Origin of the sequence: Pseudoalteromonas piscicida, assembly GCF_000238315.3 — a bacterium.
Taxonomy (GTDB): domain Bacteria; phylum Pseudomonadota; class Gammaproteobacteria; order Enterobacterales; family Alteromonadaceae; genus Pseudoalteromonas; species Pseudoalteromonas piscicida.
The window spans coordinates 1,218,123-1,241,283 of record NZ_CP011924.1; the positions used below are offsets into that span (position 1 = coordinate 1,218,123).

At 42.3% G+C, this 23,161-nt stretch carries 20 protein-coding genes; 8 read left to right on the plus strand and 12 right to left on the minus strand.

The genetic code is table 11. The features are described 5' to 3' along the window. Window positions 1-15 precede the first annotated feature (15 nt). Genes mfd through PPIS_RS05640 form a run of 3 tightly spaced genes read left to right on the plus strand, consistent with a single transcriptional unit; the run spans window position 16 to window position 4,571 of the window. Complete coding sequence (gene mfd / locus PPIS_RS05630) at window positions 16-3,489, plus strand: transcription-repair coupling factor (protein WP_010372734.1); 3,474 nt, start codon at window positions 16-18, stop codon at window positions 3,487-3,489. Next, complete coding sequence (locus PPIS_RS05635) at window positions 3,486-4,310, plus strand: CsiV family protein (RefSeq protein WP_010372731.1); 825 nt, start codon at window positions 3,486-3,488, stop codon at window positions 4,308-4,310. The genes mfd and PPIS_RS05635 overlap by 4 nt, the downstream gene beginning before the upstream one ends. Window positions 4,311-4,322: 12 nt before the next feature. Further along, window positions 4,323-4,571: a hypothetical protein gene (locus PPIS_RS05640; RefSeq protein ID WP_010372728.1), complete on the plus strand. Its 249-nt coding sequence runs from the start codon at window positions 4,323-4,325 to the stop codon at window positions 4,569-4,571. 724 nt (window positions 4,572-5,295) lie between these two features. On the opposite strand, the gene PPIS_RS05645 is transcribed toward PPIS_RS05640, so the two are convergent. From PPIS_RS05645 to seqA, 7 genes are all read right to left on the minus strand, one after another. Continuing rightward, window positions 5,296-8,247, minus strand: coding sequence for a TonB-dependent receptor domain-containing protein (locus PPIS_RS05645; RefSeq protein WP_010372725.1), 2,952 nt, complete (start codon window positions 8,245-8,247; stop codon window positions 5,296-5,298). A gap of 952 nt (window positions 8,248-9,199) precedes the next feature. Continuing rightward, window positions 9,200-10,771, minus strand: a complete 1,572-nt coding sequence (locus tag PPIS_RS05650; protein ID WP_010372722.1) for a dihydrolipoyllysine-residue acetyltransferase — start codon at window positions 10,769-10,771, stop codon at window positions 9,200-9,202. Window positions 10,772-10,780: 9 nt separating this feature from the next. After that, window positions 10,781-11,758: an alpha-ketoacid dehydrogenase subunit beta gene (locus PPIS_RS05655; RefSeq protein WP_010372719.1), complete on the minus strand. Its 978-nt coding sequence runs from the start codon at window positions 11,756-11,758 to the stop codon at window positions 10,781-10,783. Beyond that, window positions 11,758-12,975 carry a thiamine pyrophosphate-dependent dehydrogenase E1 component subunit alpha gene (locus PPIS_RS05660; protein ID WP_010372716.1) on the minus strand — a complete coding sequence of 406 codons (1,218 nt, stop codon included), beginning with the start codon at window positions 12,973-12,975 and terminating at the stop codon, window positions 11,758-11,760. The genes PPIS_RS05655 and PPIS_RS05660 overlap by 1 nt, the downstream gene beginning before the upstream one ends. Before the next feature lie 351 nt (window positions 12,976-13,326). Continuing rightward, window positions 13,327-14,361, minus strand: a complete 1,035-nt coding sequence (gene astE / locus PPIS_RS05665; protein WP_010372713.1) for a succinylglutamate desuccinylase — start codon at window positions 14,359-14,361, stop codon at window positions 13,327-13,329. 82 nt (window positions 14,362-14,443) lie between these two features. Beyond that, window positions 14,444-16,081: a phosphoglucomutase (alpha-D-glucose-1,6-bisphosphate-dependent) gene (gene pgm, locus PPIS_RS05670; protein ID WP_010372710.1), complete on the minus strand. Its 1,638-nt coding sequence runs from the start codon at window positions 16,079-16,081 to the stop codon at window positions 14,444-14,446. 13 nt (window positions 16,082-16,094) lie between these two features. Further along, entirely contained in the window at window positions 16,095-16,643 is a 549-nt protein-coding gene (seqA, locus tag PPIS_RS05675; protein ID WP_010372707.1) for a replication initiation negative regulator SeqA, read from the minus strand. Between the two features lie 136 nt (window positions 16,644-16,779). Between seqA and PPIS_RS05680 the strand changes: the two genes are divergently transcribed. From PPIS_RS05680 to fur, 5 genes are all read left to right on the plus strand, one after another. Beyond that, on the plus strand, window positions 16,780-17,547 hold the full coding sequence (locus PPIS_RS05680; RefSeq protein ID WP_019647349.1) for an alpha/beta fold hydrolase: 768 nt from the start codon (window positions 16,780-16,782) through the stop codon (window positions 17,545-17,547). 87 nt (window positions 17,548-17,634) lie between these two features. Further along, a complete protein-coding gene (locus PPIS_RS05685) occupies window positions 17,635-17,856 on the plus strand; it encodes a DUF2788 domain-containing protein (RefSeq protein ID WP_010372701.1) in 222 nt (73 codons plus the stop codon). Beyond that, window positions 17,856-18,134: a LexA regulated protein gene (ybfE, locus tag PPIS_RS05690; RefSeq protein WP_010372698.1), complete on the plus strand. Its 279-nt coding sequence runs from the start codon at window positions 17,856-17,858 to the stop codon at window positions 18,132-18,134. The genes PPIS_RS05685 and ybfE overlap by 1 nt, the downstream gene beginning before the upstream one ends. Before the next feature lie 14 nt (window positions 18,135-18,148). Continuing rightward, entirely contained in the window at window positions 18,149-18,676 is a 528-nt protein-coding gene (fldA, locus tag PPIS_RS05695; RefSeq protein ID WP_010372695.1) for a flavodoxin FldA, read from the plus strand. Window positions 18,677-18,779: 103 nt separating this feature from the next. Beyond that, window positions 18,780-19,226 (plus strand): ferric iron uptake transcriptional regulator, encoded by a 447-nt coding sequence (fur, locus tag PPIS_RS05700; RefSeq protein ID WP_010372691.1) that lies wholly within the window; start codon window positions 18,780-18,782, stop codon window positions 19,224-19,226. An 87-nt stretch (window positions 19,227-19,313) separates the two neighbouring features. Here the strand turns inward: fur and PPIS_RS05705 are convergent, their stop codons facing one another. From PPIS_RS05705 to PPIS_RS05725, 5 genes are all read right to left on the minus strand, one after another. After that, window positions 19,314-19,946, minus strand: coding sequence for a glutathione S-transferase family protein (locus PPIS_RS05705; protein ID WP_010372688.1), 633 nt, complete (start codon window positions 19,944-19,946; stop codon window positions 19,314-19,316). 54 nt (window positions 19,947-20,000) lie between these two features. Beyond that, on the minus strand, window positions 20,001-20,354 hold the full coding sequence (locus tag PPIS_RS05710; RefSeq protein WP_010372685.1) for a DUF1428 domain-containing protein: 354 nt from the start codon (window positions 20,352-20,354) through the stop codon (window positions 20,001-20,003). A gap of 14 nt (window positions 20,355-20,368) precedes the next feature. Continuing rightward, the gene (locus PPIS_RS05715) at window positions 20,369-20,758 is read right to left on the minus strand and encodes a YciI family protein (RefSeq protein ID WP_010372682.1); all 390 of its coding nucleotides are present in this window, start codon (window positions 20,756-20,758) and stop codon (window positions 20,369-20,371) included. A gap of 85 nt (window positions 20,759-20,843) precedes the next feature. Beyond that, window positions 20,844-21,692 (minus strand): YciI family protein, encoded by an 849-nt coding sequence (locus PPIS_RS05720; RefSeq protein WP_010372679.1) that lies wholly within the window; start codon window positions 21,690-21,692, stop codon window positions 20,844-20,846. A gap of 137 nt (window positions 21,693-21,829) precedes the next feature. Then, window positions 21,830-23,104: an RNA polymerase sigma factor gene (locus PPIS_RS05725; protein WP_010372677.1), complete on the minus strand. Its 1,275-nt coding sequence runs from the start codon at window positions 23,102-23,104 to the stop codon at window positions 21,830-21,832. Window positions 23,105-23,161: the final 57 nt, after the last annotated feature.

Genomic DNA, 23,161 nt, shown 5'->3' on the forward strand with positions numbered 1-23,161 from the left:
AAATAGGAGTAATCAATGGCGAATGTGCAATGGAACAATTTACCTTGGGTAAAATCAAACAAGGATAAAATTTCGTGGGGTAATTTGGTTGGCAGTAGCTTGTCACTGTGTTTGAGTGAGCACATCCAACAACATGACAACTTAGTTGTACTCGTCACCCCCGATACACCCTCTGCACTTCGCCTTGAGCATGAACTGGCGTATCTTTTAAAAGACACGCCTGTCATGATGTTTCCTGACTGGGAAACATTACCCTATGATCACTTTTCACCACATCAAGACATTATCTCCCAGCGTCTTGCAACGCTAAATACACTCAAACAGGAAAAGCAATCCGTACTCATCATTCCTGTTTCAACACTCATGCTACGTACCGCACCACATAGCTTTATCCACGGCATGAGTCTTCAGGTAAAAAAAGGTGACACAGTAGACGCACAAAGCTTGCGTGATACCTTAACTCAAGCGGGTTATCGTCATGTTCAGCAGGTAATGGAGCATGGTGAGTTTGCTGTTCGAGGCTCCATTATTGATTTATATCCCATGGGTAGCCCACTCCCCTTTAGACTAGATTTCTTTGATGATGAGTTAGACTCAATTCGTCATTTTGATATCGAAAGCCAACGCTCAAATGATGAGATTGATGCTATCGATTTATTACCGGCGCACGAATTCCCAACCAATGCAGAAGACATTGAACGCTTTAGAATTAATTACCGCGAAGCGTTCGGCGCAAGTAGTGAAAAAGACAGCATCTATATGCAAGTCAGTAAAGGGAACTGGCCAGCGGGTATAGAGTATTATTTACCGCTCTTTTTTGATTCGTTAGCGACGGTGTTTGACTATTTACCTGAAGATACCGTATTTATGCCTTTTGGCGACATTGAATCTGCGGCCCAAACCTTTTGGCAAGACGTATCTAAACGCTACGAAAGTCGCCGGGTTGACCCTCTTCGTCCACTACTTTCACCAGCCAAGCTATATCAGCCAATAGAGACCTTATTTGAAGGCCTTAACGGCTTCTCTCGAATAAAGCTTAGTCAAGCGATACTGGGAACCAAAGCGGGCAATAACAATATCGCAGCAGAATTAATCGACGATGTCCGCATTGAGCATAAACAAGCTAATCCATATCAAAAAATCCTCGATTACATCGCTGCTGAGAAAAAACAAAAGTCTCGGGTGTTATTCAGTGTTGAATCAGAGGGCAGAAGAGAGTCACTGCTTACCTTATTAAAACCAACGGGTCTAAAGCTTAAGCCTTATAAGCGCATTGCAGAGTTTGTCTCTAGCGACTCAGATGTTGGTGTGGTCGTCACTCCACTTGCGACCAGTGTTAAGCTACTGGATAAACAATCGCTGTCTATCATCACCGAGCAAGAGCTGTTAGGTGTTAAGATTTCCCAAAAGCGCCGCCGTAAACATAAATACGAGCAAGGGCAAGATGCGCTGATCCGAAACCTCGCTGAGTTGAAAGAAGGTCAACCTATTGTTCATTTAGATCATGGTGTAGGCCGCTATTTAGGGCTAGAAACCATAGATGCAGCGGGTATTGCTACCGAGTTTGTGACTATCATCTATGCCAATGACGCTAAACTTTATGTGCCTGTTTCTTCGCTTCATATGCTCAGTCGTTACTCAGGAGGTGAAGAAGCTTGTGCACCACTTCATAAATTGGGTAACGACGCCTGGGAAAAAGCAAAACGCAAAGCGGCTGAAAAAGTCAGAGATGTTGCAGCTGAACTCCTAGATATATACGCAAAACGCCAAAGTAAACCGGGATATGCATTTAAGCTAGATGCGAGTGCCTATCGAGACTTTTCTGATAGCTTCCCATTTGAAGAAACAGACGATCAACGCAATGCAATCACAGCCGTACTTGCAGACATGCAATCAAGCCTAGCAATGGACAGGCTAGTTTGTGGTGATGTTGGCTTTGGTAAAACCGAAGTGGCCATGCGTGCTGCATTTGTTGCCGTCAACGATAGCAAACAAGTGGCCGTCTTAGTGCCAACTACACTCCTTGCCCAACAACACTTCGAGAACTTTAAAGACCGTTTTGCCGATCTGCCTGTTGAAGTTGGTGTGCTTTCGCGCTTTAACTCAGCGAAAGAACAAAAAGAAACGTTACAAAAACTTGAAGAAGGCAAAATTGATATTGTGATAGGCACCCATAAGCTTATCCAAGAAAACATCAAATTCGCCGATTTGGGTTTGTTGATTGTTGACGAAGAACATCGCTTTGGTGTGAGGCAAAAAGAAAAGATTAAGCAGCTTAGAGCGGATGTCGACATTCTTACCCTTACCGCTACCCCAATCCCGCGTACACTGAATATGGCAATGAGTGGTATGCGTGATCTCTCTATTATCGCGACACCTCCAGCCAAACGATTAGCAGTAAAGACCTTTGTGCGAGAGCGCAACGACGAGCTTATCCGCGAAGCAATTTTGCGTGAAATCAAGCGCGGTGGACAGGTTTACTTCCTCCACAATAATGTCGAGACGATAGACAAAATCACCGCTGATATCTCAGCGCTCGTGCCAGAAGCCAATGTCACCACCGCCCACGGGCAAATGCGTGAAAAAGAACTTGAGCACTTGATGGGTGAATTCTATCACCAAAAGTATAATGTGCTTGTGTGTACGACCATTATTGAAACCGGTATCGATATTCCCTCTGCTAATACCATCATAATGGATAGAGCCGATAAACTCGGATTGGCACAGTTACATCAGCTTCGCGGCCGTGTAGGACGAAGCCATCACCAAGCATACGCATACCTACTCACGAAGAATAGCCAAGCCTTAACTAAAGACGCGGTCAAGCGCTTACAGGCCATTGAGCAACTCGAAGACTTAGGCGCAGGTTTTGCCCTTGCCACCCACGATTTAGAGATCCGTGGTGCAGGTGAGTTACTGGGAGACGACCAAAGCGGTCAAATTCAAACCGTTGGCTTTACACTGTATATGGAAATGCTGGAACAAGCAGTTGAAGCTTTAAAAAATGGTAAAGAGCCGACACTCGATAACCTACTTCAGCAGCAAAGCGAGGTTGACCTTAAGTTCCCAGCACTGCTACCGGATGATTACATTCATGATGTAAACATTCGTCTTAGTATGTATAAACGCATTGCTAGTACAAAGTCACTGGCGGAGCTTGATGAGCTGCAAATCGAATTAATCGACCGCTTTGGGCTGTTGCCAGATGCGGCTAAAAACCTCTTTGCGGTGCAGTCTGTTAAGCTAAAGGCAACTCAATTGGGCATTAACAAGGTCGAGGCAAACCCTAAAGGTGGCTTCTTTGAGTTCAGTAGTCATACAAAAGTTAACCCAACATTCATCATAGGATTGATACAAAGTAGCCCGTCAACCTATAGAATGGAAGGCGCGAATAAACTGAAGTTCCTGATCGAAGAAAAAAATGGCCAAGAGAGATTAAAACTGGTTAATGCGATGATTGATGACTTTGAGAAAAAGGCTGTAGCATGAAAACAATAAAAAGTCTGGCCATCCTAGCGGCTTTGGCAAGTAGCGCGTCTGCACATGCCACCCGTTGGTTTGAAGTAGAAATGATAGCATTTGAGCAAGAGCCTAGTTTCTCTTTGCGAGAAGACTTTAGTATTGAACCTGAACCGCTCAATCAAAAAAACATCAAGTCACTATTATTCGACGGTTTTAATACCACTGGCTATAAACTATGCTTGGAAGGCAGCGAGCAGTTTGCTGAGCAAGATTTTATTCGTGGATTAACGTCGGGCGCGCGTTCCAGCTCTTGCGATCCAGATGCAAACTATGTTGAAAAATTCGACACTTTGCCTCTTTCGCCGCAAGTTGAGTCACAAGAACATATGGACTCAATTTATTTGTTGGATGAGTCCCAGCTTAATTTTTCTAACAAAATTGCTGAATTAAAACGTAAAGGACTCAAGCCACTGTTACACACAGGTTGGCGATTCCCGGAACAAAGTAACAAGCGTGCTCCCAATATCGAAATTATTGCTGGCAAACAGTTTGCGTCACCATCCAGTTATAGCGTAATAGAAAATGACGATAAGTTTTCTTCATTGTCAAATCGCTTTAATATTCAAGAATCGAAAGAGCAAGTGCATTGGCAACTTGAAGGCCTGATTAAAATTCACGTGAGACATTACCTTTACGTGACCACAGATTTAGATTTAAAGTACGAAGACGGCAACGACATTCGTACTGCTCGTATGTCCCAATATACACGCGTGTATAGCGGCGACATACATTACTTAGATCACCCCAAACTTGGGGTCATCTTTCAAATAAGAAAATACAAACATTAGACGGGCAACCCTATGAAAAAATTACTAACTGCTGCTGCGCTACTCACCCTAGTCGGCTGTTCTAAAGTAAGTTTAGAAAACTACAATAAGCTAGAAGTAGGCATGGACAAAGCTGAAGTTGAGAATATTCTTGGCTCTGCTGATAAATGTGAAGAAAAAACCCTACACACCAATTGCATTTGGGGAAGCGAAAACAAGCACATTAAAGTAACGCTGCTTTCAGATAAAGTCACTTTGTATTCTAAAAAAGGGTTAGAGTAAGTTTTACTCAATGCCTTTTCCATCATCGGTGAAGGCATTTCATTTAACTCCCCCTATCGATGCAACAATGTAAATACTAAAAAACTAGTTTCCCCCTAAAATCTATATTCACTTCTAATACCGTTTTGACCAAGTTTATGATCTAATAACCTCATTGAAAAATGAAGCGACCAGGTTGAACTTTGAAAAACCACTTAGAAGAGAAGTGACAATCACTTAAAATATTGCACTTCAGCTCTTTTTACTTTGCTGATGGCTTTTTCTTACTAAAAAAATAGTGCCAACGATTGAAAGGTTTGTTTGAGAACAACACTACGATCGTCCACCACCTATATTGGATAGGTACTCAAGGTTTCACTGTATACTCTGTAGATATTCGATATGGTATTTCAGCTGCCTACCCTTCGGTTTTCTCGGATACAACCAGTTAATACACCCTAGCTATAAGCTTTTACGCAATATTAACCTGCTGAAATGATACCTCAAGTCCCATTATGCCGAGTGGATATTTAGTTCTAGAAGAAGTGCACTTGGTCAGAAATAGGGATACTCGCTTGGCCTAGAACAGCCTTATCCCTATTCGCTTAATTAAGTGTATATGCCGTAAATGCTAGATTGAGATGAACAGTTTATAGATAAAAATGGTTTAAAAATGACAATTAAATATCCATAGAGCCGTAAAGTAAAAAGGCCACCCAAAGGTGGCCCTATTCAATTTCAAATGTTAGAAATTATAGGTTAGATTAACAAACGCTCTGCGTCCCCAAGGGTCGTAGATCGCTGATGACGTACCTGCGCCACCAACATAATCAGGTATAAGTTTATCGAAAATATTACGAACACCCAATTCAACCGAAAGGTCTTCAGTTGCTAAGTAGCGAGCCGATAAGTCATGATACACCATGCTCGGAGCATATGGATATGCGGTATCTTCAGGTGTATCACCTTCTTTCTTACCATCTGCGCTGTACGTTTCTTTCAAATTGATAATAGCGGATCTGTCTATGAAACGGCTACTCCAAGTGACAGATAAGTCATCTAAGTTATACGTTGCTCTGAAAGTCGCTTGCCATGTTGGATCACCGATTTCGCCGTCTTGACGGTCAGGCTTATCAGGATTGTTCTGGAACTCATACGTATCGTACTCGATAACATGGTTAACAAATAGGTTAATCTTTGCACTACCAGGTAGCGAGAAATCAGCAAGATCAAGGTTATAGTTAAAGTCAGCCTCTACACCTGATAACACACGTTTAGCGGTATTTTGGTAGCCAGACTCAACAAACGTAACTGATTTGTTGTTTGGATCGCGCGTAATTTGCGAGCAATAAATAGGATCAAGCTCAGGGCCATCTACACAGTTATTCACTACTGTCTGTGGCGTAATTGACTGAATAGCATCTTCAATTTCAATATCATAGTAATCGATACTAAATGAGAAATCCTCAAACGCAGTAGTAACGAAGCCAAGTGTGAAAGAAGTTGATTCTTCAGGCGTCAAGTTTGGATTTCCGCCGATGATTACCCGTTTACTAGCATTATCTTGACCAACATGGTCAGCTGGAATACCCAATGCGGCACAGTTTGCAGCGCGATTAGGATTGTTAGCCAATCTTGTTACATCGCATGGATCCCATACACGTGCAAAGTCAGGACTACGAGGAGAGAATGCTTCGGTTACGTTAGGAGCTCGTACCGCTTCACTATAAGTACCACGAAGACTATAACCTTCCACTGGAGACCACATGAAACCAGCTTTCCAAGCATCTACTTCACCAGCATGTGAATAATCCGCTCTACGAAATGCACCGTCAATACTTAACTCATGTGCTAAGAAAACGTCAGACAAAATAGGTAAATTAACTTCGAAGAACCATTCTGACACATCATATTCGCCATATGTATCTGGCGTCGCTACCTCGTTTAGAACCCCTGATTTAGTTAACTCATCAGTAATCGAGCCCGACGACTCCCAGCGCTTTTCGTAGCCGAGTGCCATTCCCATAGCACCACCAGGTAGTTCAAACCACTCAGAACTATCAAACGACACCGAGCCACCAAAATACCTTTGTTTAATCGTATCTTGGCGAGTGACATTAGCACTAACCCACGCCTTTGCTTCTTCAGACGCTTGATCATAGCCAAACGGGTTGTAAGCCACACAGCTATTCACATCTACTGTAGCGGGGTTCGAGTAGCCTTCCCCTTGCATAGATGGAACATTAGCACGACAATCAGCTTGACCTGTTTCAGGGTTAATGACAGCATCTAGTGCAGCAACCCAGTTGCCAATAATGAGGTCATTAGCCTGAACACGATCATTTTCGGTACGTCCGTATGAATAATAAACATCATAATCGAATAGCGTTTCACTCAGTGTGAAATCACCTTTGATCCCGGAAACCAATCTAAATGTCTCACGCTTGTTACGTGCCTCTCGGTTACCTATCTCATCAAAGAACTTATGTATACCTATTTTTTCTAAGTCAATACTATCGTCTTGTGCAGCCTTAGCCGTGAAGAAGTCAAGCGTCTCTTGCGACACGAAAGGGTTTTCCAATAAGTTAACGGTATCACCATCGCCAAAACGATACGCAGGCTGAGCCTGTTGAATAATATCCGAGCGTACGTATTTTACGTCTGAGTAAAATTTAACATTATCATTGATTTCGTAATTAAAGAATGATCCTACCGTAACTTTGTCACGCTCAGGAAGAAAGTTTTCGTATCTTGTTGTAGAAAAGCATAGCTCACAGCCATCAGGGAAGCTACCGAAAGCTGGGGAGTTGGATAAATCTCGCGTCGGCATTAATTGGCCATTTCCTGCATTATCAAAAGTGTAGTTTGTTCTACTGTAATCTAAAACAGAAGTTTGACTGATCCACTCAGATAAAATATTTGGCGCCCACAGCTTATCAGGAATACCATCATCTTCACCTGTATCTGCTGGGTTATTAACAGTACCACTTTCACTGTAATGACACATGTCACGTTTCATTACTTCCGCAACAGAGTCTTTGGTGATATAAACCGTCGCGTTGCCTTTCCCGTCAGCGGTTGATGTGCCACCGACTAAGCTGAAAGTTTTATTTTTGTTACCAATGCCATGAAGTGAGTCACTATAACCTACTTTCAATTCAAGGCCTTCAAAGTCATCTCTGGTAATAATGTTAACTACACCAGATACCGCGTCAGAACCGTAAATCGCTGATGCACCGCCAGTAATCACTTCAACACGTTTAATCATTGAAGTTGGAATAGTCGATAGATCAACAACCGCTGAGCCTTGCTGACCAGCTACGTGTCGTTTGCCGTTTACCAATACTAGTGTTCTGTCTGTTCCTAAACGACGTAAATCTATCGTACTTGAACCTGCATTTTCATTGCTTCCAGTATTCGCTCTTAACGTGCCTGTTGCACCAATCGCAGGTAATTCTGAAAGTACCTGCGCAAGGTCTGGGATGCCAGCTTGCTCTATTTGTTCACCCGTTAACGTGATAGTTGGAGACGGTTGACTAAGTTCATATCGCGCAATACGTGAACCCGTCACTTGAATTTTTTCAATTTCTTTTACTGAGCCGTCTTGCTGTTCTTCTGCTAGAGCTGAACCGGATATAGTTGCAGCTGCTAGAAAAGACATTTGAATGGAGCTAAGTATTTTATTTTTAGCAAACATTGAAATTTCCCTTGTTGATATTCTTTTTTATTTTTAGCTAACACTTCATATTAAGTTAAGTTTTGATAGCAAACCAAATTAACAACTCATTTCTACCTTTTTTAACAAAAAAATAAAAGCTTTCTTTCTAAACTCATGAACTAACAAAACAACACAATGTAAACATATCAAAACAAATTACGAAAAAACAAAAGGTTAATCCTTAAAGAGAACCCCCTTTAAATTCCAAAAAAATGCACAATAAACCAATAAAAAAATCAAAGATTAACAAATAAAAAACAAAATAACGACTACCTTAATGATTACAACATTATTTTTTATGTCACTTTACTTTAATAAAGCTGGGGTACGCTGATAGGCATTTTAATTTTTGAGCTGAAATTAAAGTGGATTAAAAAAGTGAAAAAAAAAACATTTATTGATTTTTTTAAATTAATCTACGAACACTAAGGATTCGATAGTTATCTTTTAGACAAAAAGCCAATTAGTTAGTGATTCCAAAGACACATAACTTGCGGCTAGGCTTAAGATGAATTGAAATGCACCGATAAAATCTGTATTTAACCAGAGGTTTGGATAAGAAAATAGCTACCCCATTGTTTTTAAGCTCACATTAAATTATCTAGCCAGAGAGTTTTGGGGATAACACCGCTTCTGTGTCCTGCTCTCGCTAAGGTACCTACATCCTGTAGGCAAGGTGAATTTACGCCCCAATAGCTGGCTGTTAGAGTTAAATTGGCTGCTAGAAAGGTATTAATTATCCACAGCTCGGGTTATTTAGTAAAGACGCTAATTTTTAGGAAGGAATAAGTTTGCTTACGATTTGTCTGAATGGGGCTAAGTTTGAAAATTACAGGCCAATACCACGTAAATAGATTCCCTAGCTTTTGAGGCAATCAAAAAAGGGCCGTAAAGGCCCTTTACAACAAGTAGAAACTAGCAAAAACAAGGATTAGCGCATTGCCATCATCATTTTAGCCGGTTCCTCTAGGAAGGTTTTCCATAAATTATTGAAACGTGCGATCGTGCCACCATCAATAATACGATGGTCGCCAGACCAACTTACCTGCAAGATAGAGCGCGCAACCACATTACCTTGTGCATCGAATCGTGGTAACTGCTGCACTTTGCCAAGTGCAACGATAGCAACTTCAGGTTTATTGATAATCGGTGTCGCAACAGTACCGCCAATCGCCCCTATGTTTGAGATTGAGATAGTACCACCTTTCAGAGAATCAGGAGATACACGCCCTTCTCTCGCCGCTTCTGTCAGTTCAGTCACAGACTGGGCAACTTCCACAATCGATTTGCTTTGGCATGACTTAATATTTGGCACTAGAAGACCCAGCTTGCTGTCCACCGCCATACCAATATTGTGATCATCAAAATAAGTGATTTCCGTACAGTCATCATTTACTTTTGCATTCAAAATTGGGAATTCGTTGATAGCAAGTGACAACGCCTTGATAAAGAATGGCATCATCGTCAGCTTCACGCCTTGTTTGGCATATTGCTCTTTCAAGGCACCACGAAGCGCAATTAAATCGGTTAAGTCAATCTCGTCGCAGTAAGTGAAATGTGGGATCGTCGAAACAGAAGCCACCATCTGTTTGGCCATCGCCGCTTTCATACCACGCAGAGGCTCAACTCTTTTCCCACCTTCTGAGGTAGGTGTTGGCTTTTGCGTTTGAGACTGTACCGTTGTGCTAGCTTCATTCGTGGTCGAAGCGTCACTTACACCGTGCTCAAGGAAATGTTCGATGTCCTCTTTATACACACGACCATTTTTACCAGAGCCAGGTACTTCAGAGAGGTCAATACCAACTTCGCGCGCCTTGCGGCGTACTGCAGGAGAGGCAATTGCTTTACCATTTTTTGGCAAACTACGCGTAGCCTCATCGTTTGCAGTAGCAGCCTGTGCTGTACTTTCTTTAGGTTTGTGGACATCAGCGATTAGATCGTCTGATTTTCCGGCGTGAGATGACGCCAACTTCATTTGAAATAGCGGACTATGCACCTGTGCTATCTCGCCTTTTTGATAATAGAGTTTTTCAACAATACCATCGTACTTGGCTGGAATTTGCACTAGCGCCTTGTCAGTCATTACATCACATACGGCCTGATCTTCTTTGATTTCATCGCCTTCAGCAACAAGCCATTCAACGATTTCGCACTCAACAATGCCTTCACCAATATCAGGTAAGATAAAGTCTTCAAGTACAGTACTGGTTGAAGTAGTTGGCGAGGACTGAGGTGCCGTTTGCTCCGGCTGAGCAGCTTGCTCGCCGGCAACATCCATTGCAAACAAAGGCTCATGCACCTTTGCAATTTCACCTTTTTCGTAATGCAGCTTAGTGATCACACCGTCATGTACCGCAGGGATCTGTACTAACGCCTTATCCGTCATTAGGTCACAAATAGGTTGATCTTCTTTTACTTCGTCACCAACAGCCACCAACCACTCGACGATTTCGCACTCTACGATGCCTTCACCAATATCTGGTAAGATAAATTCTTTAACCATAACTTATCCTTAAAATTCCATAGAACGTTTGATAGCGGCGTACACTTTCAGTGCATCTGGCACATACTCTTTCTCAAGTGCTAGAGGATATGGCGTGTCTAATCCACAAACTCGCTCAATTGGAGATTCTAAATGCAGGAAACACTCTTTTTGTATGGTTGCTGCAATCTCAGCGCCAAAACCATTCGTGATTGGCGCTTCGTGGCTCACGACCAAACGACCCGTTTTAACCACTGACTTTGCTACCGTGTCCATATCCCAAGGAAGAATGCTTCTTAAGTCGATTATTTCACAGCTAATACCCGCTTCTTCAGCTTTTTGCGCTGCTTGTTCGATGATTTCCATCTGCGCGCCCCAAGCCAATAGCGTTATGTCGGTACCTTCTTTAATCACTTCGGCTTTACCAAGCTCGATGCTGTAATCTTCTTCTGGCACTTCACCAACAGAAGCACGATATAAGCGCTTAGGTTCAAAGAAAATAACCGGGTTATCGTCTTTAATGGCAGCACGCAGTAGGCCTTTTGCTTGATATGGGTTACGCGGTACAACAATTTTAAGACCAGGTGTATGTGCAAAGTAAGCTTCTGGTGATTGTGAATGATATAGACCACCTGCAATACCGCCACCGTATGGCGTACGAATTGTTAAGTTACCCACATCAAACTCATTACCCGAGCGATAACGGAACTTGGCCGACTCGTTCACGATTTGGTCAAATGCTGGGAAGATATAATCCGCAAATTGAATTTCAGCAAGCGCAGGGGCACCAAACGCAGCAAGGCCATTGGCAAAACCCAAAATACCTTGTTCAGTCAGTGGTGTATTAAATACGCGGTGTTTACCATATTTTTCTTGAAGGCCTGAAGTTGCACGGAATACACCACCAAAGTAGCCTACGTCTTCACCAAAAATACAAGCCTGCGGATGCTCCGCCATCGTGATATCTAGCGCCGAATTAATGGCGTGTAGCATGTTCATTTTAGCCATTATTTAATTCTCCCTGCGGTGACTGGGTATGCGTCTGGATAAGCTTTAATATGCGCTTTCAATTCATCATATTGCTTCTGCAGCGATGGAATTGGCGTATCATAAACGTCTGAGACCAGATCTTCTAAAGCAGGCTTCTGTACTTTCTCTGCAACCTTCAATGCAGCCAAGATATCTTCACGGATTTTCTCTTTTTCCGCATCATCTTGGGCTTCATCCAGCCAACCTTGTTTTAAAAGCCATTGCTTAAATCGATTTACCGGGCAACTATTTTTAAATTCAGCTTCTTCGTCTTTAGTACGGTAACCAGACGGATCATCAGAAGTTGAATGTGCACCCAAACGGTATGCAATAGATTCAATCATCACAGGTTCACCGTTTTCAACTGCGATTTTACGCGCGGCTTGTGTCGCGGCGTAAACGGCAAGTGCATCAGCACCATCCACACGGATAGTTTTTATACCATAACCCACACCGCGAGCAGCAATACCATCACCTTTGAACTGTTCATCCGCAGGTGTTGAAATCGCATAACCATTATTACGTGCATAAAAGATGACCGGTGAACCATGCACTGCGGCCATGTTTAGACCGGCGTGGAAATCCCCTTCTGACGCAGCACCTTCGCCAAAATAGCAAATCGTGACATTATCGATTTCAGACGTTAGCTCGCCGGTTTCTTTATCAATATGTTTTAGCTTTTGCCCGTACGCATAGCCCGTTGCTTGAGGAATTTGCGTTCCTAGCGGCGACGAAATAGTCAAGTAATGTAATTCTTTAGAACCATAGTGCACAGGCATTTGGCGGCCTTTGCCTAAGTCCTTCTCATTCGAGAATAGCTGATTCATGAACTGCTCAAGCGAAAAACCACGATAGTGAATTGCAGCTTGTTCACGGTACTGAGCCATGATCATGTCATCTTCTTTAAGCGCTGCGGCACTTGCCGTAACAGCGGCTTCTTCGCCAAGACATTGCATGTAGAAGCTAATACGCCCTTGACGCTGAGCACCTTGCATACGCTCGTCAAGTAAACGAATAAACCGCATTGTAGAGTAAATTCTTAATGCCGTTTCTTTATCAATATCTGGTGCTGTTGCACCGTCTAAAACATCGCCTTGGTCACTTAAAATCTTTAATGTAGGGATATTGAGTGCATGACCATCTATAAATTCCAGCGCGTGGCTGATATTTAAGGATATATTATTGGGGTTAGTCATAACCTACCTTCTCTTGTTGTCATAACAAACTTACGGAGTTCAAACCCGACTTCCTCATACGAGATCTGGCTTCAGATAGCGCAAGACGAAAAGAGTCTTAACTCACCTCGCATTTATGATTGTGTTAATTGGTCTTGATCACATTCGTGGTTAGTATGAATAACTGGTCTAACAACTTATCAAAGACTGAATAATATTTACGATTTAAGTAAGTAAATTAAATTAAAGCGTTTCAACTTTACGTTAACGTAAACGGTTATTCAACTAATCCTAGATGAATAACCGTGAAAATGCATCAATGTTTTTGGAAAGATTTTGATACGAAGGCAAGTAGAATTTTACATCTATGATTTATATGAAGTTTTCATTAACCTCTAACGGTACAACGGTTAGTAATGCACGTTGCCCCAAAGCAACATTGGCATTTGGGAAGATAATAGCTTCACCCTCAACCTCAGCGAAATACTGCTTATCTCCGTCCGTCGCTAATAATTCACCTTTCGCAAACCCGGTAAAATTCTCTGCAGAATCAGCGAATGGAAAAGAAAATTCGGCTTGAGTACGATTGATAGTACGATGAACGGTAAATAGCTCGAACTCATCTGCATTAAATTCTTTATATTCCACTTTTTCTTGGCTAATTAATGCTTTTAGAGTTTCCTTGGTTTTTGCAAAGCTCGCCATGTTATTCTCACCAAATGGCTTCACCTGCCCAAGTTCGATAGTGAAAGCATCGGCCCCAAACTGGTAAGAAGAAAAGTAACTAAATGTTGTCGCCGCCGAGCGCATCATTAATACGGTATTGACACCGCATGACAATAAAAACTGCAGCTGTGATTTCTTCCACGGCTTACCATGTAAAAACGGATAAACTGCAAACTTTTCGTTTTTAGACCCTCTAATAGCAGTATGAAGGTCATAGTGACAACGATATCGCTCACCGCTCCCCTGTTCAAAGAAAGCCTTAACATAACCTTCTAGCTTTTGAGCTCTGACCTTTTCAGGGTTATCTGTTTCTTGATTATGTGCGCCGTTAAATAGGCGGTTTAGATTTTCATCGACAAAACGCTGGCCAATGTTAATGGATTTCGGGTTACCAAAAATAAATAACACCCGCTGTGCCAATGCCAATCTGCCAGTAATAATATGTTGGATAAGCTCGTCACATATTTCAATTGGCGCGGTTTCATTGCCGTGCACAGCGCTCGATAGCACAATATCTTTCGTTGTTTCACCCGCGGGCGTAAACTGGATCACACCAGTATCATGGACTTCCACCAAGGTACCGTTGTCTAAAGTGAAGTTTACGGGTTCAAGTGTAAATTCGTTATTTCTTGTGATAGTAAGAAAGTCACCGCTTTGTTTTAATTCTGCTAAGTACGTCATAATTCCAAATTGATGTTGTTGAATAATCCGCATTGGGATACAAAAAAGCCATACGAGGAGTATGGCTTGTAGAAGCTTTTTGTTAACTAATCACTGAGTCAACCAATGTCTTTGCCTCATGTTCAAGTTCAGCTAAATGCGCTTCACCTTTAAATGATTCAAGATAAATTTTGTAGATATCTTCAGTGCCCGATGGACGCGCCGCAAACCAACCGTTTTCGGTAACGACTTTAAGACCATCAATAGCAGCACCATTACCTGGGGCATTGGTTAATATCTGAGTAATTTTATCACCTGCTAGGGTGTCAGCCTTGATATTGTCTGCACTTAATGCCTTGAGCTTTGCTTTTTGCTCAGTATTTGCGGGTGCATCGATACGTTTGTATACAGGCGCGCCAAATGCTTGTTCAAAAGCGTGGTAATGTTGAGATGGCGATTTACCTGTAACAGCTAGGATCTCAGCGGCAAGTAACCCCATGATAAAACCGTCTTTGTCTGTACACCATGTGCTGCCGTCTTTTCTTAAAAACGCAGCGCCAGCACTCTCTTCACCGCCAAATGCGAGCTCTCCTGCCGCTAACCCGTCTACAAACCATTTAAAGCCAACTGGCACTTCGTAAACGTCTCGACCATTTGCGCCACATACTTTGTCAATCATGGCACTAGATACCAGTGTTTTACCGATTTTTACTGAACTCTTCCAGCTCCGGTGTTTAATGAGATAGTCAATTGCAACGGCTAAAAAGTGATTCGGATTCATCAGGCCGTCTGGCGTAACAATACCATGTCTGTCGAAATCTGGGTCATTACCAATACCGATATCGTAGTCATCTTTCAGTGCTATCAAATTAGCCATTGCAAAAGGTGATGAACAATCCATCCGCACCTTACCGTCTTTATCAAGTGGCATAAAGGCAAAACTTGGGTCGACAACGTCATTTACAACCGTTAGCTTCAAGTCGTAGTGTTCGGCTATCACAGGCCAGAAATTAACACCTGAACCACCAAGTGGATCCACGCCAATGTTAACACCGGCTCGAGCAATGGCTTCCATATCAATGATATTACCCAAGTCTTCAACGTATGGTGTGATCAGATCTTCATACTTGATAAATCCAGATCTTCTCGCTTTCGCAAACGGGAATAACTCAACTTCAACCAAATCTTCGAGTAGTAGCTGATTCGCCCTATCTTCAATCCATTTGGTGACATCGGTATCGGCCGGTCCACCATTTGGTGGGTTATATTTAAACCCGCCATCTTCTGGCGGGTTATGTGATGGCGTCACCACAATACCATCTGCAAGCTCGTGTGGATTGGTTAAATTGTGCGAGACAATCGCGTGGCTGATCACTGGGGTTGGTGTGTAGTCATCATTTTCTTGTGTGATGACTTGCACTTCATTGGCAACCAAGACCTCAATAGCCGAGTTAAAAGCGGCTTCCGACAACGCATGAGTGTCTTTACCAAGAAAAAGCGGACCGTAAATATTGTTGTTTTTACGGTAATCGCAGATCGCTTGAGTGATGGCCAGAATATGCGACTCATTAAACTTAAAATTAAGTGAGCAACCTCGGTGGCCACTTGTGCCAAAGGCGACACAATGCTCCGGATGCGCTTCTAAATCAGGCTCATTTAAATAGTACGATGAAACCAGCTTAGGTACATTTACCAATAATTCTTTCGATACCTTTTTGCCAGCTTGCGGATGGATCGCCATAAGATTTCCTTACTTATAGGTAGTCTCTAATTTTCTCGGCAGCTTCATCTGTGTAACCTAACACCTTAGCTACTTCATGAAGCATCATTTTCTTTCTAGTCGTATTTGAATTTGTCATCACCCAATATTCGCTGTCTGCGATATTTTTCGGGTTCATACTGCTACCACTTTCGAGTAGTGCATTTTTACTCGTAGCGAAGTAAATTCTATCGCGGCCCTTAATTTCAAGCACACTATTAAATTCGGATTTATGTGTACGATGGAGCGCGGATAGGATAAACAAAAAGCGCCCGACTACCCCTTTTTGCATGGCAAGCTCTTCTTTATTCAGAATATTAAAGACATTCGCTGCTGGCTTTACAGGTTGGCTTGGTGTTTTTGTTTGTGACTCAGCTGCAACTTCTTGTACTTGTTTTTCTTCCTGCTGTGCGACGGGTTTAGATTCTGTCCCAGGAGTGAGTTTTAATAAACGACGTAAAATCTCAGAAGCACTTTCTCCAATACTTTGTGTGTTACTTGCAATGTATTGATATAGCTCGTCATCTATTTCTATCTTTTTCATGCGTTTCCTGTCATCTATGCTAATTAGGAGCAACTCATTTCAATTGTCACTTAGTATATCCAAATTTAACTTATTACTCTATGGCTTTGCATTTTTACTCTTCAATGTCACAATTAGCGCCAAATTTGGAGGATTTATGCAGTTAAACTATCAACAAATTGGCGACCAAACTAAACCTAGTGTATTTGTTATGCACGGACTCTTTGGTTCTTTGGAAAATGTAAATGTCGTGGCAAAAGCACTTGCTGAACATTTCAATGTGATTAACGTCGATTTGAGAAATCACGGTCGCTCTTTTCATGATGAGCAAATGTCCTATCCAATAATGGCAAAAGACATCAAAGCACTAATAGATGAGTTAAAACTGGATAAAATAAACCTCGTTGGTCACTCAATGGGTGGTAAAGTGGCAATGCAATTCGCCCAACTATTCCCAGAAAGTATCAACAAACTTGTCGTATTAGATATTGCACCTGTTGATTATCACTCAAGACATGATGCAATAATTGCTGCGCTAAACGAAGTGCAAAAAAGTGATGTATCAAGTCGTAGTGAAGCAGATACCATCATGTCGCAGTATATTGAAACCGTCGGTGTGCGTCAGTTTTTGCTCAAAAGTTTAGCAAAAAATGAAGAAGGCAAGCTTGCTTGGCGTTTCAATTTAGACGTAATTACTGAAAAATACGATACAATTACATCAAATATTAATGAAACTCATTCCTGTTTGTGCGATACTTTGTTCATTAAAGGGAATAATTCTGACTACATCCTGCCTGAGCATAGGGATGCCATCGCTCGTTCTTTCCCAAATGCGCGAGCAAAAATAATTCAAGGTGCGGGCCATTGGCTACATGCTGAAAAGCCTGAAGCGGTAAATCGCTCAATTATTGATTTTCTTCAATAAAACGAATCGAATTTACCGTTATAAACTTAATTTATGCATTTAGGTTATGATATAGTAGCCGCCGTTTAAGTATTGAGTAGAGCTCAGATGGTCAGTCAATTTATAAATGAATTTGAAACGCTAGGGCTGTGGTTTGCGCTAGCTGGTATATTCTTTTTCATCGGTATGGCGATTCAGGACGTACTGAAAAAAGGTGACGTGCCAAAGTTCGGACGCTATATCGTTTGGCTGGTGTTGTTTCTTGGTTGCTCTGGATTTATAGCAAAAGGCTTGATCCAAGTGTTTTGGCAAGGCGCAGGTGTTGGATAATGGCCAAGGCTGAAACAGATAGAACGACTATCGACCTATTTGAAAATGAAAAACGTCCCGGACGTCCTAAGACGAATCCACTGCCACGAGAAGTGCAGTTAAAGGTTAACAAGCGCAATCAAATCAAGAGAGATCGTGCTCGTGGCCTAAAAAGGGTAGAATTTAAGGTTTCATCAGAGTTGTATCAAGCGCTAAGTGATATGGCAGAGTCGCAAAACATTAGTCGAAGTGCACTCATAGAGACCATCTTACAAGAGAAGTTAGCGGTTAATAGATAGAAGGTAAGCAATTAATGGCAAGCGTAGGTATTTTTTTCGGCAGTGATACTGGTAATACAGAACACGTTGCTAAAATGATTCAAAAAGAGCTAGGTAAAAAGCTCGTTGACGTAAAAGACATTGCTAAAAGCAGTAAAGAAGAGATTGCAGAATTTGATTTACTATTGTTCGGTATTCCAACATGGTACTACGGTGAAGCGCAATGTGACTGGGATGATTTTTTCCCTGAACTTGAAGAAGTCGATTTCGAAGGCAAGCTAGTTGCTATCTTCGGTTGTGGCGATCAGGAAGATTATGCTGAATACTTCCTCGATGCGATGGGCATGATCAACGATATCGTCACTGAGCGCGGCGCTATTGTTGTTGGCCATTGGTCTACCGATGGTTATGACTTTGAAGCGTCAAAAGCTGTCGTCGAAGATGGTAAATTTGTTGGCCTTGGTATTGATGAAGACCGTCAGCCAGAGTTAACAGAACAACGTGTTAAACAATGGTGCGCACAAGTATATGATGAAATGTGCTTAAGCGAGCTGGAAGATTAATTCCATTTGCTTTGCACTTGCTGCCCGAGCAAGTTATTCTTAGGTATAGCGTCGTGAATATTGACCTAAGACAAATTATAACTAACAGATTGAGACAGATTTAATGACTGATCACAACTTAGAGCTTAAAAAGGCTGGTTTAAAAGTAACGCTTCCACGCATCAAAATTTTAGAGATCCTTCAGTCTCCTGATAATCAACACATCAGCGCAGAAGATGTGTACAAGATCTTATTAGACAAAGGTGAAGAAATTGGTCTAGCTACGGTATATCGCGTACTAAACCAATTTGATGATGCTGGTATTGTAACACGTCACCACTTTGAAGGCGGTAAATCTGTTTTCGAGCTGTCTGGCAGCACGCACCATGATCACTTGGTATGTTTAAAATGTGGTAAAGTTGTCGAGTTTGAAGATGACGTTATTGAAACACGCCAAGAAGAAATCGCGAACAGCAATGGCATCAAACTGACTAATCACTCACTATATCTATACGGTGAGTGTGAAGATAAAGAAGCGTGCAAAAAGTACGCTGAGGAAAATGGTAACTAAGCTACCACTTCGCCAATTTAAGCATTAAGCCAGCAAATTGCTGGCTTTTTTAATTTGTTGCATAAACACCTTCTTCCATTTATTTGGTTACCTTACTGTAGAGTACAATTCCAGTTGTTCTTTGTATGCTTTTTTAAAAGCAGCTCTAGAAACGCATTGCTCTAGATACTTTCGGCAATAACTATATTGTTTTAGCCCATCAAACCTATCGACCAAACGAAGTACATCAGCCATCGCGATGTCTGCAACAGAAAATTGCTCAGTCAACCAGTTTCTCTCCCTAAGATATTCATTCATGTGTTTCAAGCGGCTATGTAAAAATCGCTCTATCGCTTTGCTACCATCATTCTCAAAAGTATCTCCAGAAAATTTCAAAATTGTCCATGGAAGACTCGCCATTTCTACAGAGTTGAGCGCGGCGAATAGCCACTGTATTACCGATGAGCTATTTTCTGTCGATATTAATTCATCGCTATGCTCAGCGATGTATAACAGACCAGCACCACTTTCGAATATCTCCTTATCTTCATGGCTAAGCCAAGGAACTTGGCCAAATGGTTGATGTAAATAATGCGTATTTTCTCGTTCATTGAAAGCGGTAAGCTCTATATCATAGGGTATTCCCGCCTCTTCTAGCGCCCAGCGCAAGCGAATATCCCGGACATAACCTCTTGGCAGCTCAGGCACCCAATCAAACGTGGTAATGGTAAAGTTCGACATATATCATCTCCATGTCAATTGGACTGATAACTCAGCCCAATTTAATAACTAAGGTTAATACTCTACTATTGTCTTAAAGCCACCATAGATAAGCCTTTTGCCATCAAACGGCATTGGATTAGCTTCTTGATCGCAAATAGGATCTTTAAATACTTCTGCCATTCCAGCATCACGGACTTCTTTTGAAGGCCAAGTGATCCAGGAAAACACCACAGTTTCATCAGGCTTACATTTTACAGCCAGTGGAAAAGAGGTAAGCGTTCCATCAGGAACATCATCCCCCCATGCCTCGACAACGCGTTCTGCTCCAAACTTTTTAAACACTTTTGCCACTTTACTGGCGTGCGCCTGATATTCTTCGCGCTTATTGGTGGGTACAGCGCATACAAAACCATCAATATAACTCATCTTTGACCCCTCTCTTATTCACGTCTTTGTGCTTCATAGCTGACATTGTTCTCGTCTTGCAACTCGCGAACTGGCCGAATTTCGATGCTGCCATAGCGTGCAGGCGGAATTTTGCTAGCCGCTTGGATAGCCTCATTTAAGTCTTTAACATCAAGTAAATAGAAGCCCGCAAGCTGCTCTTTAGTCTCTGCAAAAGGACCATCGGTAATATCGACTTTACCCGCTCGTACCCGCAATGTTGTCGCACTTTGAGTTGAGAGCAAGGCGTTACCCCCTATCATCTGCTCGCGCTCTTTTAATGATTCCCCGCACGCGATGCATTCACGGTTAAGTGCGTCCCATTCATCTTGTGAGAGCTTTTCCATTGCTTGTTCATCGTAATAAACCAAAGCGACATATTTCATAGTGTGTCCAGCTCCTTATTAAATGATATCTGAATAGCGAGCATCTTTTGCTGCTCGCTTTGACTTAGCTATTCCGTACTCGTGGTCAATTAGCGGCGTTACTAGGTAGCATCACCATCCACGCCACACCGAATTTATCAACGACTTGACCATAAAGGGGGGACCAAAATGTTTCTTGTAATGGCATTCTGACCGTGCCACCATCGGCTAGAGCATTGAATGCACGGTGAGCTTCTTGTTCAGAATCAATTGTTATAGACAGGCTAAATCCTGCAAACGAAGCATCATCACCACAGCCGTCAGATGCAAAAATCTTCATATCGCCAATACTAAACTCACAGTGCATTACTTTATCTGAAAAGTTTTCTGGTATCGCACCATCTGGGATAGGATCTGGACTTTCGTTAAAGCGCATAAGTAGACCGACTTTGGCATATAGATGCTGTTGATAGTATTCAAGTGCCTCTTCGGTACGCCCTGCAAAAAACAAATAATTGCAAACATGTGCAGTTTGCATCGCAATCTTTTGTCTTAATTGTTCTTCGTCTGCGAGGATTTCGCCGCAGGGATCAATATCTGCAAAGTCAGCCATTTCATAAAACGGTCGAACTTCAATATCTGATTCCTCATTCATGGGATTAGGGCAGCGCTTAACCCATTCTAGCGCCTCTTCCATCGATGTTACTTCCCAAACCCAATAACCCGCAATTAACTCATTAGTCTCTGCAAAAGGCCCTTTAGTTACAATCCGCTCTTCGCCTTTAAAACGAACGCGAACTCCCTCTTTACTCGGCTTTAAACCATCACCAGAAGTCATAATTCCAGCATCAACTAATGCATTATTGAATTCCCCCATCGCAGCCATTAATTCCGCGGTTGGTAACTCCCCTGCTTCAGACCCTTCACTTGCTTTTACAATCACCATTACTTTCATCGTCAATTCTCCTGTTGTCTTTCGTAAATAGAGCTGAATAACCAAAGATCACCTGCGGTTTTGATAAATAAAGTGCTCTATACAATCTAGTCGAATGCATTCTCTAGAGATCGACAAAGTAAGGAAAATTTTCTTAATTAATTTTCACCGAGCTTGAGAAGCTTTTGTTTGAGAACCCTTTGCTCTGGTAATTGCGTAGTTAAATTAAGAGCCGTTTTAAATGCATTAATCGCACTTGCGGTTCTGCCAGCACGAGATAATAGTTCGCCATAAGCCGCATGAGCCAAGTGATACCTTTGCATTTCTTTGTGCTCTAGTAGCCGCTCTATAATGGTAATACCCGCATCTGGTCCCTCTTTCATAGCGATTGCGACCGCTTGGTTGAGCTCAATAACAGGAGATGGGCTCACTTGGTGTAGCTGAGTATATAACTCGACAATCTGTGACCAATCTGTCGCCGCTGCAGTTATCGCAACTGCATGGGTCGCAGAGATAGCCGCCTGAATGGTGTAAAAGCCATATTCACCGGCGCGCATTATTTCAGCGACCAACTGCGTACCTTCGGCGATCATACCTTTACTCCAAAGGCTTCGGTCTTGATCTTCCAGTAAAATAATGTCACCGCTGGCATTAGTGCGCGCCTCCTTTCGCGCTTCATTCAAGAGCATCAAGGCGAGTAATCCCGCCACTTCTGGATCTGGTGTTAGAGAATAAAGTAAACGAGTTAAGCGGATAGCCTCCGAAGTCAGTTCACTGCGTATTGCAAGTTCGCCTTGTGTTGCTGAATACCCTTCATTAAAGACCAGATAGATAACAGTGAGCACCGCATCAAGTCGGTTGTTAAAGTCAGTGTCGTCTGGCAGCTCGAACGGAATACGGGCATCACGGATCTTCGCTTTACCGCGCACAATTCGTTGTGCCATTGTTGTGTTAGACACCAAAAATGCACTGGCAATTTCTTCTGTTGTTAGTCCACAGACCTCCCGCAGAGTAAGCGCAACTTGTACTTTTGGATCAATAGCCGGATGGCAGCAAGTAAAAATTAATCGCAATTGGTCGTCTTCAATTGCATTGGCGTTTTGCTCTTGAGCGTGGCCTGCGATGTCAGAAATCTCATCCATTTCAGTAGCAGCAACTTCTAGCTTTTCTCTTTGACGTTGCTGTTTACGTATTGCATCAATGGCTTTAAAGCGACCAGTAGAAATTAACCAAGGGACTGGGTTTTCTGGCATACCTTGAGTAGGCCAGTGTTTTAACGCCACATTAAACGCGTCTTGCAATGCTTCTTCCGCTAACTCAAAGTCACCTAGAAGGCGGATCAGTGTAGCGTAAATTTTCCGGCTTTCTTGCTTGTACAGCACTTCTATAGACTTACGAATAGCATTGCTATCGCAAGCAAGTTGATTGCTCATCACTTTCCTTCGTCAGCTAGGTTATCGCCATTTGAATTGGTATAGTCACTATTTCAT

Excerpts from the sequence above, each read along its gene's own strand:
- PPIS_RS05720 (WP_010372679.1), bottom strand. The coding sequence starts at position 21,692 with ATGAAAGTAATGGTGATTGTAAAAGCAAGTGAAGGGTCTGAAGCAGGG.
- PPIS_RS05680 (WP_019647349.1), top strand. The coding sequence starts at position 16,780 with ATGCAGTTAAACTATCAACAAATTGGCGACCAAACTAAACCTAGTGTA.
- ybfE (WP_010372698.1), top strand. The coding sequence starts at position 17,856 with ATGGCCAAGGCTGAAACAGATAGAACGACTATCGACCTATTTGAAAAT.
- PPIS_RS05655 (WP_010372719.1), bottom strand. The coding sequence starts at position 11,758 with ATGGCTAAAATGAACATGCTACACGCCATTAATTCGGCGCTAGATATC.
- PPIS_RS05640 (WP_010372728.1), top strand. The coding sequence starts at position 4,323 with ATGAAAAAATTACTAACTGCTGCTGCGCTACTCACCCTAGTCGGCTGT.
- PPIS_RS05725 (WP_010372677.1), bottom strand. The coding sequence starts at position 23,104 with ATGAGCAATCAACTTGCTTGCGATAGCAATGCTATTCGTAAGTCTATA.
- PPIS_RS05705 (WP_010372688.1), bottom strand. The coding sequence starts at position 19,946 with ATGTCGAACTTTACCATTACCACGTTTGATTGGGTGCCTGAGCTGCCA.
- PPIS_RS05685 (WP_010372701.1), top strand. The coding sequence starts at position 17,635 with ATGGTCAGTCAATTTATAAATGAATTTGAAACGCTAGGGCTGTGGTTT.
- seqA (WP_010372707.1), bottom strand. The coding sequence starts at position 16,643 with ATGAAAAAGATAGAAATAGATGACGAGCTATATCAATACATTGCAAGT.
- PPIS_RS05635 (WP_010372731.1), top strand. The coding sequence starts at position 3,486 with ATGAAAACAATAAAAAGTCTGGCCATCCTAGCGGCTTTGGCAAGTAGC.
- mfd (WP_010372734.1), top strand. The coding sequence starts at position 16 with ATGGCGAATGTGCAATGGAACAATTTACCTTGGGTAAAATCAAACAAG.
- PPIS_RS05645 (WP_010372725.1), bottom strand. The coding sequence starts at position 8,247 with ATGTTTGCTAAAAATAAAATACTTAGCTCCATTCAAATGTCTTTTCTA.
- PPIS_RS05650 (WP_010372722.1), bottom strand. The coding sequence starts at position 10,771 with ATGGTTAAAGAATTTATCTTACCAGATATTGGTGAAGGCATCGTAGAG.
- pgm (WP_010372710.1), bottom strand. The coding sequence starts at position 16,081 with ATGGCGATCCATCCGCAAGCTGGCAAAAAGGTATCGAAAGAATTATTG.
- astE (WP_010372713.1), bottom strand. The coding sequence starts at position 14,361 with ATGACGTACTTAGCAGAATTAAAACAAAGCGGTGACTTTCTTACTATC.
- PPIS_RS05710 (WP_010372685.1), bottom strand. The coding sequence starts at position 20,354 with ATGAGTTATATTGATGGTTTTGTATGCGCTGTACCCACCAATAAGCGC.
- PPIS_RS05660 (WP_010372716.1), bottom strand. The coding sequence starts at position 12,975 with ATGACTAACCCCAATAATATATCCTTAAATATCAGCCACGCGCTGGAA.
- fldA (WP_010372695.1), top strand. The coding sequence starts at position 18,149 with ATGGCAAGCGTAGGTATTTTTTTCGGCAGTGATACTGGTAATACAGAA.
- fur (WP_010372691.1), top strand. The coding sequence starts at position 18,780 with ATGACTGATCACAACTTAGAGCTTAAAAAGGCTGGTTTAAAAGTAACG.
- PPIS_RS05715 (WP_010372682.1), bottom strand. The coding sequence starts at position 20,758 with ATGAAATATGTCGCTTTGGTTTATTACGATGAACAAGCAATGGAAAAG.